This window comes from Methylobacterium tardum, from assembly GCF_023546765.1.
Classification (GTDB): domain Bacteria; phylum Pseudomonadota; class Alphaproteobacteria; order Rhizobiales; family Beijerinckiaceae; genus Methylobacterium; species Methylobacterium tardum.
Window position 1 is genome coordinate 4,956,864 of the sequence record NZ_CP097484.1, and the last position, 13,300, is coordinate 4,970,163.

Annotated in this window: 13 protein-coding genes; 7 read left to right on the top strand and 6 right to left on the bottom strand. The window is 69.6% G+C overall.

The window, feature by feature from the left end:
• Window positions 1–37: 37 nt before the first annotated feature.
• A complete protein-coding gene (locus M6G65_RS23745) occupies window positions 38–718 on the top strand; it encodes a glutathione S-transferase family protein (protein ID WP_238196922.1) in 681 nt (226 codons plus the stop codon).
• Window positions 719–751: 33 nt separating this feature from the next.
• On the opposite strand, the gene M6G65_RS23750 is transcribed toward M6G65_RS23745, so the two are convergent.
• From M6G65_RS23750 to M6G65_RS23770, 5 genes are all read right to left on the bottom strand, one after another.
• Window positions 752–907: a hypothetical protein gene (locus M6G65_RS23750; protein WP_238196921.1), complete on the bottom strand. Its 156-nt coding sequence runs from the start codon at window positions 905–907 to the stop codon at window positions 752–754.
• A 66-nt stretch (window positions 908–973) separates the two neighbouring features.
• Window positions 974–1,411, bottom strand: coding sequence for an EamA family transporter (locus M6G65_RS23755; RefSeq protein WP_238196920.1), 438 nt, complete (start codon window positions 1,409–1,411; stop codon window positions 974–976).
• A 263-nt stretch (window positions 1,412–1,674) separates the two neighbouring features.
• Window positions 1,675–3,927: a xanthine dehydrogenase family protein molybdopterin-binding subunit gene (locus M6G65_RS23760; RefSeq protein ID WP_238196919.1), complete on the bottom strand. Its 2,253-nt coding sequence runs from the start codon at window positions 3,925–3,927 to the stop codon at window positions 1,675–1,677.
• An 8-nt stretch (window positions 3,928–3,935) separates the two neighbouring features.
• The gene (locus M6G65_RS23765; RefSeq protein WP_238196918.1) at window positions 3,936–4,943 is read right to left on the bottom strand and encodes an FAD binding domain-containing protein; all 1,008 of its coding nucleotides are present in this window, start codon (window positions 4,941–4,943) and stop codon (window positions 3,936–3,938) included.
• Window positions 4,940–5,464, bottom strand: coding sequence for a (2Fe-2S)-binding protein (locus M6G65_RS23770; RefSeq protein WP_250102956.1), 525 nt, complete (start codon window positions 5,462–5,464; stop codon window positions 4,940–4,942). The genes M6G65_RS23765 and M6G65_RS23770 overlap by 4 nt, the downstream gene beginning before the upstream one ends.
• A gap of 241 nt (window positions 5,465–5,705) precedes the next feature.
• Between M6G65_RS23770 and M6G65_RS23775 the strand changes: the two genes are divergently transcribed.
• Complete coding sequence (locus M6G65_RS23775) at window positions 5,706–7,091, top strand: M20/M25/M40 family metallo-hydrolase (protein WP_250102957.1); 1,386 nt, start codon at window positions 5,706–5,708, stop codon at window positions 7,089–7,091.
• 19 nt (window positions 7,092–7,110) lie between these two features.
• Here M6G65_RS23775 and M6G65_RS23780 read toward each other — a convergent pair whose 3' ends face one another.
• Entirely contained in the window at window positions 7,111–7,815 is a 705-nt protein-coding gene (locus tag M6G65_RS23780; protein ID WP_238196916.1) for a ParA family protein, read from the bottom strand.
• Window positions 7,816–8,510: 695 nt separating this feature from the next.
• Here M6G65_RS23780 and M6G65_RS23785 point away from each other — a divergent pair.
• The 5 genes from M6G65_RS23785 (at window position 8,511) to M6G65_RS23805 (ending at window position 13,091) form a co-directional block, all read left to right on the top strand.
• Window positions 8,511–8,954 carry an MEKHLA domain-containing protein gene (locus M6G65_RS23785; protein ID WP_238196915.1) on the top strand — a complete coding sequence of 148 codons (444 nt, stop codon included), beginning with the start codon at window positions 8,511–8,513 and terminating at the stop codon, window positions 8,952–8,954.
• 147 nt (window positions 8,955–9,101) lie between these two features.
• Window positions 9,102–10,256 carry a transporter substrate-binding domain-containing protein gene (locus tag M6G65_RS23790; RefSeq protein WP_238196914.1) on the top strand — a complete coding sequence of 385 codons (1,155 nt, stop codon included), beginning with the start codon at window positions 9,102–9,104 and terminating at the stop codon, window positions 10,254–10,256.
• Entirely contained in the window at window positions 10,253–10,879 is a 627-nt protein-coding gene (locus tag M6G65_RS23795) for an ANTAR domain-containing response regulator (protein ID WP_238196913.1), read from the top strand. The genes M6G65_RS23790 and M6G65_RS23795 overlap by 4 nt, the downstream gene beginning before the upstream one ends.
• A gap of 174 nt (window positions 10,880–11,053) precedes the next feature.
• Window positions 11,054–11,899: a nitrilase family protein gene (locus M6G65_RS23800; protein ID WP_238196912.1), complete on the top strand. Its 846-nt coding sequence runs from the start codon at window positions 11,054–11,056 to the stop codon at window positions 11,897–11,899.
• A 37-nt stretch (window positions 11,900–11,936) separates the two neighbouring features.
• Window positions 11,937–13,091 (top strand): substrate-binding protein, encoded by a 1,155-nt coding sequence (locus M6G65_RS23805; protein ID WP_238196911.1) that lies wholly within the window; start codon window positions 11,937–11,939, stop codon window positions 13,089–13,091.
• Window positions 13,092–13,300: the final 209 nt, after the last annotated feature.

Genomic DNA, 13,300 nt, shown 5'->3' on the forward strand with positions numbered 1-13,300 from the left:
CCCGGCGATCCTGCCGGGGTCGTTCAGGGAGAGCCCCGTGATTCGATTCTACTACAATCTCAGCCCCAACCCCATGAAGGTCGCCCTCTGCCTCGAGGAGATGGGCCTGCCCTACGAGACGGTGCCGGTGGACACCCGCCAGGGCGCGCAGTTCGACCCCGCCTACACGGCGATCAACCCGAACGGGAAGGTGCCGGCGATCGTCGACGGCGACGTGACGGTGTTCGATTCGAACGCCATCCTGCTCTACCTCGCCGGGAAGACCGGCCAGTTCCTGCCCGAGGGCGAGCCGGTGCGCGGCGAGATGCTGTCCTGGCTGATGTTCGTGGCGACCGGCATCGGGCCGTTCTCCGGCCAATGCGTCCATTTCCGCCACTTCGCGCAGGACGGCGGCGCCTACGCCACCGAGCGCTACACCTTCGAGGCGCGCCGGCACTGGGGCATCCTCGACCAGCGGCTCGCCGACCGCACCTACGTGCTCGGCGACACCTACACGATCGTCGACATGGCGGTGTGGGGCTGGGCCCGGATGGTGCCGTTCGTGCTGGGCGAGACCGCCTTCGCGGCGCTGCCGAACGTGAAGCGCCTGCTCGACACGATCAATGCCCGGCCCGCCGCCCAGGCCGCCGAGGCGCTGAAGGGCCGCCACGCATTCAAGGCCGAGATGGATGCAGAGGCCCGGAGCATCATGTTTCCCGCCACGCGCAGCACCGCCTGAGCCGGCGCCATCGCGATCCGGTCTCTCCCGGCCTCAGGGCGCCGGGGCGGTCACCGTGAGCATCGGCAGGGTGACGGCGAGCGTGCCGGGCGGCATCCGCTCGGTGCCGAGCGTCAGGCAGGCGGCGAAGCCGAGGCAGAGGGCGAGACCGAGAAGCGAGGTCTCGAAGCCGCGGTAGACCCAATCCATGGCGGTCCCCTGTATGCGAGGGACCGTCAGGATGCGCCGATCGGGTTAACGGATCGGTGCTCCACCTCACCAGCCCGAGGCAACGAGCGCGGCCCCGGCGGCGATCAGCGCGACGCCCGCCCAAGCCGCGAGGCTCAGGGTTTCGCCGAGCAGGCCGGCGCCGAGGAGCGCCACCAACACGACGCTGAGCTTGTCGAGCGGCGCGACCCGGGCGGCGTCGCCAAGCGACAGCGCCCGGAAGTAGCACAGCCACGACGCCCCGGTGGCGAGGCCCGACAGGACCAGGAAGACGAGGCTGCGGCCGGAGATCTGCGCGAGACCGCCGGACTGGCCGGAGCCGACGACGATCGCCCCGGCGAAGACCAGGATCACGGCGGTGCGGACCAGGGTCGCGACATCCGACTGCACGCCCGAGACCCCGACCTTGGCCAGGATCGCGGTGAGCGCCGCGAAGCAGGCGGCGGCAAGCGCCCAGAAGCGCCAGGATTGCAGCAGGTGGCTCACCGGGATCCCGTGTCGGTTCTCAAGGCAACGCGCGGTCGCATCATCGTCCTTGAGAGCGCAGCGAGGCAATCCAGGGCAGCGCCACACTCAACGAGGTCGCACCACCCTGGGTCGCTTCGCTACGCTCGCGATGACGGAGCAGCCGAGTGCGACCAGCGCGAATCCTGCGTCACGCAGAAGAGCCGCCGCATTCCCGGCGCCGCGGCTCCCCCTCACCCGACTCCTTGCCGGACCGTAAATGTTTCCCGTGAAACATTTGCCGTTCACAGGAGCTTGTCGGGGGTGATCGGCAGGTGGCGCACCCGCTTGCCAGTCGCGTGGAACACCGCGTTGGTGATCGCCGCCGCGACGCCGACGATGCCGATCTCGCCGAGCCCCTTCACGCCCAACGGATTCGCCTTGTCCTCCTCGTCCACGAAGATGACGTCGATGTCGTAGATGTCGGCGTTCACCGGCACGTGGTACTCGCCGAGATTGTGGTTCATGAACCGGCCGATGCGGTGGTCGAGCATCGACTCCTCCTCCAGCGCCGAGCCGATCCCCATCACCACGCCGCCGAGGATCTGGCTGCGCGCGGTCTTCGGGTTCAGCACCTTGCCGGCCGCGATCGCTGAGACGACCCGGGTGACCCGGACCTGCCCCAGTTCCTCGTCGACCTTCACCTCCACGAAGATCGCCGAGTGGGTGTAGGCCTCGTATTTCTGATTGAAGTCCTTGTCGGGCCCGGCCTCCTCGACGGCCTCGACCTTGTCGACGCCGGCCGCCTGCAGCACCTCGACCAGGGAGACGCTGCGGCTCGGATCGCCCGCCACCGAGATGCGCCCGTCCGAGAACACCGCCCGGTCGAAATCGACGTTGGCGAGGGGCGAGTTCTCCATGGCGCGAGCGAGCTTGAACACCTGCGCGCCGACGTTGCGGCAAGCCTTCATCACGGCGGTGCCCGAGGAGGCCGCGGTCCAGGATCCACCCGCGACCGGGGCTTCCGGCAGGCGGGTGTCGCCGAGCTTGGTGGTCACCGCGTCCATCGGCAGGCCGAGGGTGTCGGCGGCGATCTGCGTCAGGATCGTGTAGGTGCCGGTACCGATATCGCCGGTGGAGTTGCCCACCGTGAGGCGGCCGTCCGGCGTCAGGGTCGCGATGGCACTCGACTGCATCATCATCGATTCCCAGATGCCGGTGGCTACGCCCCAGCCGACCAGCTCCCGCCCCTCGCGGGTGGAGCGGGGCTCGGGGTTGCGCTTGGCCCAGCCGAAGCGCTCGGAGCCGAGCTCAAAGCAGCGCCGCAGCTCCTTCGAGCCGAACGGCTTGCCCTCGGCGGTGGCGTCGGATTCGGCGTAGTTCTTCAGCCGCAGGGCGATCGGGTCGAGCTTGGTCGCGTAGGCGAGTTCGTCCATCGCGGTCTCGATGGCGAAGACGCCGGTCACCGCGCCGGGGGCGCGCATGTCGCCGGGGGTCGGCGTGTCGAGCTTCACCAGGCGGTAGCCCAGGGCGACGTTGTCACATTTGTACAGAACGCCCGACCAGTTGACGACGACCTCCTGGTAATCCTCGTATTGCGAGGTGCCCTGGACGGCGTCGTGCCGGAGCGCCGTCAGCCTGCCGTCCGGCTCGGCGCCGAGCGCAATCGTCTGCAGCGCCTCGGACCGGTAGGTGAAGCTCCACATCTGGTCGCGGGCCAGGGTGACCCGCACGGAGCGCTTCAGCTCTTGGGCGGCCAGCATCGCCAGGAACAGCTGGTATTGCGGGCGCAGGCCCGAGCCGAAGCCCCCGCCCAGATAGGGATTGAGCACCCGCACCTGATCGGGCTTCAGGCCGAACACGTTGACGAGATACTGGTGGCTGTTCGAGACGCCCTGGATCTTGTCGTAGACCGTGTAGGTGCCGTCCTCCTCGACCACCACCGTCGAGGCGTGCGGCTCCATCGGGTTGTGGTGCTCGTCGGCGAGGCTGTATTCGCCCTGCACGCGAATTGCCGCGCTGCCGAACGTCGTGTCGGCGTCGCCCCAGGGTTCCGGCGGCGGCTTGATGCCCTCGCGGTTGTAGGGCGGGTGGTAGGCGGTGCCACGCCGGGCCCTCAGATCGGTGCCCGGCTCCTGGGTCTCGTAGCTGACCCGGACCAGGGAGGCGGCGTAGCGCGCCGTCTCGAAATCCTCGGCGACCACCAGGGCGACGGGCTGGCCGCTGAACACGATCAGGTCGTCGTAGAGGGCGCGGAACGGCGAGCCGGGAGGCGCCACCTGGTCCTGGAAGTTCTTGTCCCGCCACGCGGTGCGCGGCCGGTTCTCGTGGGTGAGCACCTTCAGGACGCCCGGCACGGCCTCGGCCTCGGCGGAATCGATGGCGGTGATCCGGCCCTTGGCGATCGCACTCGACACGATGTAGCCGTAGGCGAGGTCGGGGGCGGCGAACTCGCCCGCGTACTTGGCGAGGCCGGTGACCTTGGCGGGCCCGTCGATGCGGCTGCGCGGGCTGCCGACGAAGGTGTCGTGGCCGGTGGAGCTGAAGGTCTGGGTCATGGCGGGCCCTACTGGATGCGCTTGTCGCTGAGCGACTGGGGCGTGCCGGCGGCGGCCTGTTCGAGGCCGCGCACGATGGCGCGCCGGGCGAGATCGATCTTGAAGCCGTTGGTGGCCTGCGGCTTGGCCTCGGCGACGATCAGGTCGGCTGCCGCCTGGAAGCTCTCGCGGGTGGCGGGCCTGCCCTCCAGCAGCGCCTCGGCCTCGCGGTTGCGCCAGGGCTTGTGGGCGACGCCGCCAAGGGCGAGACGGGCGGTCTTCACCGTGTCGCCGTCGAGCTCCAGGCCCGCCGCCACCGAGACCAGCGCGAAAGCGTAGGACAGGCGGTCGCGCAGCTTCAGATAGGTGAAGTGCTGCGGGAAGCGGCTCTCCGGCAGGTCGACAGAGACGATGATCTCGCCGGGGGTAAGATTGGTATCCTTCTCCGGCGTGTCGCCCGGCAGGCGGTGGAACTCCGAGAACGGGATCGACCGGTCGCCCTGCGGTCCGCTCACCTGCACGGTCGCCTCCAGGGCGGCCAGCGCGATGCACATGTCGGAGGGGTGGGTGGCGATGCAGTGCTCGCTCGTCCCGAAGATCGCGTGGATGCGGGTCATCCCGCCGATCGCCGAGCAGCCGGAGCCGGGCTCGCGCTTGTTGCAGGGCGTGGCCACGTCGTAGAAATAGTAGCAGCGGGTCCGCTGGAGCAGGTTGCCGCCGGTCGAGGCGGCGTTGCGCAGCTGCGCCGAGGCGCCGGCCAGGATGGCGTTGCGCAGCAGCGGATAACGCGCCGTGACCCTTTCGTCGTAGGCCACCTTGGCGTTGGTCGCGAGCGCCCCGATCCGGAGGCCGCCCGCATGGTCCTCGATCTGGTCGAGGGGCAGGCGGGTGATGTCGATCAGCCGGCCCGGCTTCTCGACCTCGTACTTCATCAGGTCGATCAGGTTTGTGCCGCCGGCGATGAAGCGCGCACCCGCCCCGAAAGCCTGCACCGCCTCCGCCACCGTGCCGGCGCGGACGTAATCGAAGCGGTTCATCGGGCGCCTCCCTGCATGACGTCCTCGATGGCGTCGGCGATGTTGGTGTAGGCGCCGCAACGGCAGATGTTGCCGCTCATCGCCTCGCGGATCTCGTCGCGGGTGTGGGCATGGCCCTCGTTCATCAGGCCCACCGACGAGCAGAGCTGGCCCGGCGTGCAGTAGCCGCACTGGAAGGCGTCGTGCTCGATGAACGCCTCCTGGATCGGGTGGAGGGCGTTGCTGCCCGCCCGATCGCCGAGGCTGGCGAGGCCCTCGACCGTGGTGATCTCGGCGCCGTCCTTCATCACGGCGAGCGTCAGGCAGGAATTCACCCGGGTGCCGTTCACCAGCACCGTGCAGGCGCCGCACTGGCCGTGGTCGCAGCCCTTCTTGGTGCCGGTCAGGTCGAGGCGCTCGCGCAGCAGGTCGAGCAGCGTGGTCCAGGGGGCGACCTGAAGTTCGCGCCGCTGCCCGTTGATCGTGAGCGTGATGCCGATGGGCGTGTCCGCCGACACGGGCGGCTGTGTCTCGAGGCGCATGGTGTCGTCCACGGTCTGTGCCGGCCGGGGCCGGGCGGGGAGCAGAGGGAGCGGCGACGGGGGCGGCGCGCGGGTGCCGGCCGGCCATTCGGTCGATAACCATTCCAATCTGTCCCTGTTCCGCTTGGTGCGTCGCAGGCCTCCGGCGGACCGGGCGTCGAAGATCGGACATTGCCGCGCCGGCTGTGCCTCGGGTAACGCTCGTCCCCGCAGAATCCACGCCGCACCCCGGAGTCCCCCGATGGCCGCGCTCGACGCGATCCTCAACGACATCGACACGGATCTGGAGAACGCCCTGGAGCGGCTGTTCGCCTTCCTGCGGATCCCGTCGATCTCCACCGATCCGGCCTATGCCGGGCATTGCCGCGAGGCCGCTGCCTGGCTCGCCCAGGACCTGACCGCGCTGGGCTTCGACACCTCCGTGGAGGAGACCTCGCTCCACCCGGTGGTCCTGGCCCACAAGCCGAAGCCGGGAGCGCCGCACGTCCTGTTCTACGGCCATTACGACGTGCAGCCGGTCGACCCCCTGGACCTGTGGAAGACGCCGCCCTTCGAGCCGCACATCGCCAACGACGGCCAGGGCGGCAAGAAGATCGTCGGGCGCGGCGCCTCCGACGACAAGGGTCAGGTGATGACCTTCGTGGAAGCCTGCCGGGCCTATATCGCCATGCACGGCGAGTTGCCCTGCGGCGTCACGATCCTGATCGAGGGCGCGGAGGAGAGCGGATCGCAGGGGCTGCCGGAATGGGTCGCGGCCAATCGCGAAAGGCTCGGCTGCGACGTGGTGCTGGTCTGCGACACCGGCATGTGGGACCGGAAGACCCCGGCCATCACCTCGTCGCTGCGCGGCCTCGCCTATTTCGAGGTGAAGGTCACCTGCGCCGACCGCGACCTGCATTCCGGCTTCTTCGGGGGCGCGGCGCGCAACCCGATCCACGTGCTCGCCAAGATCATCGCCGACCTGCACGATTCCGACGGGCGGGTGACGATTCCGGGCTTCTACGAGGGCGTGCACGAGCGCCCGGCCGAGGTGCTGGAGCAGTGGCGCGGCCTCGGCCTGACGCCCGAGACGCTCCTCGGCCCGATCGGCCTCAAGGAGCCCGCGGGCGAGCGCGGGCGGATGCCGATCGAGCTGGTGCAGTCGCGGCCCTCCTGCGACGCCAACGGCATCATCGGCGGCTATACCGGCGAGGGCACCAAGACGGTGATCGCCTCCACCGCCTCCGCCAAGGTCTCGTTCCGCCTCGTGGACGACCAAGATCCGAAGCGGCTCGCCGAGAGCTTCGAGGCCTTCGTGCGCGCGCGGGTGCCTTCGGACTGCCAGGTCGAAGTCATCACCTACAAGGGCTCGCGGGCGATCAGCCTGCCCTTCGACATGCCGCAGCTCGAGGCCGCCAAGGCGGCGCTGCAGGACGAGTGGGGCGTGCCGGCCGTCACCGTCGGCGCCGGCGGCTCGATCCCGATCGTCGGCGACTTTAAGCGGATCCTCGGGCGCGACACCCTGCTGATCGGTTTCGGCCTCGGCGATGACCGCATCCACTCGCCCAACGAGAAGTACGACCTGACGAGCTTCCACAAGGGCACGCGCTCCTGGGCGCGGATCCTCGCGGCCCTCGGCCAGGGCTGATCTCAGCAGAGGGCTGATCTCAGCGGGCGGGAGCCGCCCGCATCTTCCCGTCGATCCAGGCCCAGAGGGCCCGGACCTCCTCGGCGGCCGGGCTGCCGGGGGCGAATTCCGTGACGCCGAGCCCGGTCGCCAGGGCGTCCTGGTGGTCGACCCGGTGGATGATCCCGGGCTCGGCCAGCACGCCCAGCGCCCGCAGCTGCGCCGCGTAGGCGCCGGTGCGCGGCGAGGGCGGCGGCGGACACTGGTTCAGCACCAGGGCCAGCCGCTCCCGCAGCCCGAGGCCGACGAGCGCCTGGAGCGTCGGCCGGGCGGCCACGATGTCGAGCCGGGAGGGGCGGACCGGCATCAGCACGAAGTCGGCATCCTTCAGGGCGGGCGCGAGCCCGGCGGAGCTGCCGGCGGTGTCGAGCACCGCGAGCGTCGTGCCCTGCTCGGCAAGGATGCCCAGGATCTCCGGGAGCTGGCCCATTTCCCAGGGCTGGACCCGGTCGACTGCGACGGAATCGTCCCGCCTCAGGGCGCCCCAGCCGGCCAGCGAACCCTGGGGGTCGAGGTCGAGGGCGGTGACGTGCTCGCCGGCCTCCGCGGCGGCAATGGCCAAGGACGCCGCCAGCGTGGTCTTCCCGGTGCCGCCCTTCTGAACCGCCACGGCGAGAATCCGCAGCGGTCGGCCCGCTTGCTCCGGCACGGTATCCGGCTCCCGTTCGGATCCTTCTGGATCCATGCGCGTCCCACCTCTCCGATGCCATGCTCGGATCGCCGGGAACGGCGCCGGGCCGGGACTTCCTTGTCCGGAGCCCGATGGCGCGCAATCCCCATACTGGCGATCGTAGCCCAGGTATCATGACGATGAGATCATGCACACCCGAACCCAGTGCCTAATCCTTTCGGCATCGATCCCACTCAGCAGATCGGCGACTTGCGGCACCCGAAATAGGGCAGAGGACCGGACGAGCATTTTGCGTCCGCAATAATTCCAGTTCTTCCAAAATTCACAATACCATTTGAACAGATATAGTTAATCTATTGCAGTTATCAGCACACATTTTTTGAATGAATATCATTTAAAATTTACAAAATATTGCCGCGCCGATCGTGCCCTGACACATCGTGGGTCGGGCCGATGCGCCCGCTTGCGCAACGAGGATGTTTAAGCACCTCCGGCCGAGGCCGCCTCTCCTCGTGGCCTTCCACCGGATTGACGCTTCCGATGCGGCGCGCGCCCTCCCCTTCTCTGTGGGGTAGGCGAGACGCGGCCCAGGCCGCCCCTTGTTCCGGCATAGAACTGCGAAGCCGGCAGCCCGCACGCGGGCCTCGGGCGGCCCGGGGCCGAGACAAGCCGCCGTCCGAGCGGGACCGTGCGGCAGCCTTGCGCTACCGCACATGCGAATCGGCGCGGTTCCGGCCAAGAAGGCCGCCATGAGCGACCTCTCGCACGATCCCGATTTCTTCGCCGTGCTCACCAGCAGCTACGCGCGGCGGCTCGGTGAAGCCCTGGTGCCGGACGGGGCGGACGCGGCCTGGCTCTACGAGCAGGCGCCCTTCGTGGTGCTGGCCCACGACGGCGCCGCGGATCCGCGCTTTATCTACGCCAACCGGGCCGCGCAGGCCTGCTTCGGCTACACGCGGGCGGAGCTCGTCGGTCTGCCGTCACGGCTCTCGGCGGAGGCGCCCGAGCGCGCCGAGCGGCAACGGCTCCTCGACGCGGTCACCCGGGACGGCTTCAGCCGCGGCTATCGTGGCCTGCGCATCGCCAGGGACGGACGGCGGTTCTGGATCGAGCGGGCGGTGGTCTGGCAGCTCGACCGCGACGGCGTCATCGTCGGTCAGGCCGCGACGTTCTCGGAGTGGCGCGACGCCTGACGGCGGGCAGAAGCCGGCGCGATCCGGCCGCACGCCACCACCATTGCCGCCAAGGCGGCTTGCTTCCCAAGATCGCCGCGCCTGCGATAGGACGGGGCTGCGCGCAGCGGAAAGCTGGGCGGACCGCCACAGCACCGCGAGGATGCCATGCCAGGCCGGGACGAAGCGACTTGGCGCGTCGGCGTCCTGTTTTCCCGCAGCGGCGTCAGCGGCATCACCGAGACCGAGCATTTCCTCGGCACCGCCCTGGCGATCGAGGAGATCAACACGGCGGGCGGCGTGCTCGGGCGCCCGATCGCGCCGATCTGCTACGATCCGGCCGGCGACACCGACGCCTACCGTGCCTACGCCCGCCGGATGCTCGCCGAGGATGGCGCCGAGGTGGTGTTCGGCTGCTCGCTCTCGGCCAGCCGCAAGTCGGTGCTGTCGACCGTGGAGCGGCACAACGGCCTGCTCTGGTACCCGTCGATCTACGAGGGTTTCGAGTATTCGGAGAACATCGTCTACACCGGCGCGACCCTCAACCAGAACGTCTTCGCCCTCGCCGACTACCTCCTCCAAGAGCACGGCCCGCGGATCTTCCTGATCGGATCGGACTACATCTACCCGCGCGAGTCGAACCGGGTGATGCGCGACCTCATCGAGGCCAAGGGCGGGACCATCGTCGGCGAACTCTACGCGCCCCTCGACGCGGACGACGCCGCCCACGCCGCGATGATCACCGAGATCCGCCACGCCGCGCCGGACGCGGTGTTCTCGACCGTGGTCGGGCGTGGCGCCGAGCGCCTCTACCGCGCCTATGCCGGATCCGGGATCGACCGGACCCGCTGCCCGATCGCCAGCCTAACCCTGGCGGAGGGTCAGATCCGCGCGATCGGTCCCGAACTCTGCAGCGGCCACGTCCTCGCGGCCTCCTATTTCTCGGCGCTCGCGGGCGATGCCAACCGGCGCTTCGTGGAGGCCTTCCAGGCCCGGTTCGGGGCCGAGCGGCCGACCAGCATGTGGTCGGAGACGGCCTACGCGCAGGTCCACCTCTTCGCCCAGGCGCTCACAGAGGCCGGAACGCTCGACGCCGAGCGCCTCGGCGCGGCGGCCCTGCGGCAGCGGATCGCCGCGCCCGAGGGCGAGCTGGCCTTCGACGGCGAGACGCGACACATCTGGCTCACCCCCGGCATCGGGGTCGCCCGCAGCGACGGGCAGTTCGACGTCGTCTGGCGGGCGCGCCGGCCGGTGCGGCCCGATCCCTACCTCGCGTGGTCCCGCTTCGAGACGAATTGGCTGGACGAGGGGATGGCCGCGTGACCGCGCCCGCCCGCAAGATCCTGGACGACCTGCGGCGGGCGCGCGCCCTCGTCATCCATCCCCGCGACGAGGAGGCCGCCGCGCTCCTGGAGCAGCTGCGCCGCCTCGGCTGCGCGGTCTCGCTCGCCTGGCCGCCGCCCGCCGCGCTGCCGCCCGACATCGACACGCTGTTCATCCAGCTCGACGACGCGCAGGTGATGCACCTCCTGCCGTCGATCGAGGAGATCGAACCCGCCGTCATCGCCATCGTCGCCTACGAGAGCCCGACCTCCCTGAAGGCGATCGCCGACGTCAACGCCCACGGCGTGCTCAACAAGCCGCTCCATCCGCGCGGCGTGCTGACCCAGTTCGCCCTGGCCCGCTACCGGCGCGGCTACGAGGGCCGGCTGATCAGCAAGATCAACCGGCTGGAGGAGACCATGAAGGGCCGCCGCACCGTCGAGAAGGCGGTCCGGCTGCTCGTGGACCTCAACCGGATCGACGAGGACGCCGCCTACAAGATGCTCCGGGACCGGGCCACCGCCTCCCGGGTGCCGATGGCGAGCGTCGCCGAGAGCGTGGTCGCGGCGCACGAGGCGATGAGCGGTCTCGGCCTGCGCATCGCGTTGGCGGAAAAGACCTGATCGCAGCAGCCTGCCGCAATTATGGTCTTGCGGTCCGTCTTGTGACGCGTATCGTCGTCTTATCGGGCAAGGTTGCCCGGCAGCAGGATTGCTGCACTACATCTCGGCTTTGAAGCCTCTGGTTCGCGGATGATTGTCTCCGCGCCCAGGGGCTTTTTGCGTTTTGGAGCTCTCATGATCCAAGCGAACGATCCTGCGCGCCCGCCGATACGGGTGTCGTGCATCCAGTTCGAGCCGGAATTCGGCGCGGTCGCGGCCAACATGGCGCGCGCGTCGGACCTCGTCCGCGCGGCCGCCGCCGCGGGCAGCCGGCTGATCGTGCTGCCCGAACTCGCCAGCACCGGCTACGTGTTCGAATCCGCCGCGGAGGCCGCCGCGCTGGCCGAGCCGGTGCCGGACGGCCCGACCACCCGGGCCTGGGCGGCGCTCGCCGCGGAGCTCGGCATCCACATCGTGGCGGGGATCGCCGAATCCGCGGGCGACACCCTCTACAACGCCGCCGTGATCGTCGGGCCGCAGGGCTACATCGGCACCTACCGCAAGGCGCATCTCTGGGACCAGGAGAACGTGTTCTTCGCCAGAGGCGACCTCGGCTTCCCGGTCTTCGACACCGCGCTCGGCAAGGTCGGCGTGGCGATCTGCTACGACGGCTGGTTCCCCGAGACCTTCCGTCAGCTCGCGCTCGGCGGCGCCGAGATCGTCTGCATCCCGACCAACTGGGTGCCGATGCCGGATCAGCCCGAGGGTGAGGCCGCCATGGCCAACACCCTGCACCGGGCTGCCGCCCACACGAACGGCGTCTTCATCGCCTGCGCCGACCGGGTCGGCGTGGAGCGCGGCCAGCCCTTCGAGGGCCAGAGCCTGATCATCGGCCCGAAGGGCTGGCCCCTCGCCGGCCCGGCGAGCCGCGACCGGACCGAGACTCTCTCGGCGCTGGTCGACCTCACGGAAGCCGGCCGCAAGGACCTGAACGCATTCAACTCCCTCCTGCGCGACCGCCGCACCGACATCTACGGCTGATCCCGCCTCACCCCGTCGTTATCCAAGGAGTCCGCTCATGGTGAAATGGTCCCTCGTCGGCGCCGCGACGCTCGCCCTCGCCGCCTCGGCCGCGCAGGCCGCCGACGGCAAGCCGATCGTCATCGGCATCCCGATCGGCCTGTCGGGCGCCAACAGCGTCGTCGCGCCGTCGGTGGTGCAGTCGGCCGAACTCGCCGTCGAGGAGATCAACGCCCAGGGCGGCGTGCTCGGCCGCAAGCTCGCCCTGGAGGTGGCCGACGACGCCTCCGGCGCGGCCGGCGCCCAGAAGGCCTTCGACAGCCTGATCTACCAGAAGAAGGTCGACGTCCTGATCTCGATGGAGACGAGCGCGGCCCGCAACGCCGGCCTGCCCGCCGTCACCAAGGGCAAGGTGCCGTACATCTACACCTCGTTCTACGAGGGCCATTCCTGCAACAAGAACATGTTCGTGGATGCCTGGGTGCCGGAGCAGCAGGTGCCGCCGGTGGTGGACGCCTTCAAGGCGAAGGGCGCCAAGACCTACTTCCTGATCGGCAGCGACTACGCCTTCGGCCGCGGCATGCTGGGCTTCGCCAAGGGCTACGTCGAGAAGACCGGCGGCAAGGTTTTGGGCGAGGAATACCTGCCGATGGACGGCAGCGACTGGACGGCGATCATCTCCAAGCTGAAGGAGGCGAAGCCCGACGCGCTGATCACCTCGACCGCCGGCGGCGCGCCGAACGTCACGCTGACCAAGCAGCTGCGCGGCGCGGGCGTGACGCTGCCCTTCGCCAACCTCGCCCTGGACGAGGGCACCGCCAAGAGCATGGGTGCCGATGCCGAGGGCGTCTACCTCTCGGCCTCCTACGTTACCGGGATCGACAGCCCGGAGAACAAGACCTTCCTGGCGGCGATGAAGAAGAAGTTCGGCGCGGAGCTGCGCACCCCGAACGACCTCTCGGTGCCGGAATACGAGGCGATCTATCTGTACAAGGCCGCGGTCGAGAAGGCAGGCGGGAGCGAGACCGCCAAGGTGCTGGAGGCGCTGCCGACGGTGAGCGTCACCGGGCCGCGGGGCACGATCCGCATGAGCAAGCAGCACCACGCGCCGCTGACCATGTATCTCGGCCAGATCCAGGCGGACGGGTCGGTGAAGGTCGCCGGGACCTTCAAGGACGTCGATCCCGGCGAGCAGTGCCCGAAGCTGCCGTGACCGGGCGGTCGATCGGCCTGCGACGGCCCCGTCATTCCGGGGCTCGCCGCAGGCGAGAGCCCGGAATCCAGAACCACGGCCGTAACCGGAGTGCGGCAGGTCGATCCGACCACCTGGGCGGCCCTGGATTGCTCGCCTTCGGCGACCCGGAATGACCGGGCTGTCGCAGGAGCCGGGCGCGCAGTCCTGAAGGCCTCTCGCCTCCCGCC

Excerpts from the sequence above, each read along its gene's own strand:
- M6G65_RS23765 (WP_238196918.1), bottom strand. The coding sequence starts at position 4,943 with ATGAACCGCTTCGATTACGTCCGCGCCGGCACGGTGGCGGAGGCGGTG.
- M6G65_RS23805 (WP_238196911.1), top strand. The coding sequence starts at position 11,937 with ATGGTGAAATGGTCCCTCGTCGGCGCCGCGACGCTCGCCCTCGCCGCC.
- M6G65_RS23750 (WP_238196921.1), bottom strand. The coding sequence starts at position 907 with ATGGATTGGGTCTACCGCGGCTTCGAGACCTCGCTTCTCGGTCTCGCC.
- M6G65_RS23760 (WP_238196919.1), bottom strand. The coding sequence starts at position 3,927 with ATGACCCAGACCTTCAGCTCCACCGGCCACGACACCTTCGTCGGCAGC.
- M6G65_RS23770 (WP_250102956.1), bottom strand. The coding sequence starts at position 5,464 with ATGCGCCTCGAGACACAGCCGCCCGTGTCGGCGGACACGCCCATCGGC.
- M6G65_RS23785 (WP_238196915.1), top strand. The coding sequence starts at position 8,511 with ATGAGCGACCTCTCGCACGATCCCGATTTCTTCGCCGTGCTCACCAGC.
- M6G65_RS23775 (WP_250102957.1), top strand. The coding sequence starts at position 5,706 with ATGGCCGCGCTCGACGCGATCCTCAACGACATCGACACGGATCTGGAG.
- M6G65_RS23800 (WP_238196912.1), top strand. The coding sequence starts at position 11,054 with ATGATCCAAGCGAACGATCCTGCGCGCCCGCCGATACGGGTGTCGTGC.
- M6G65_RS23790 (WP_238196914.1), top strand. The coding sequence starts at position 9,102 with ATGCCAGGCCGGGACGAAGCGACTTGGCGCGTCGGCGTCCTGTTTTCC.
- M6G65_RS23780 (WP_238196916.1), bottom strand. The coding sequence starts at position 7,815 with ATGGATCCAGAAGGATCCGAACGGGAGCCGGATACCGTGCCGGAGCAA.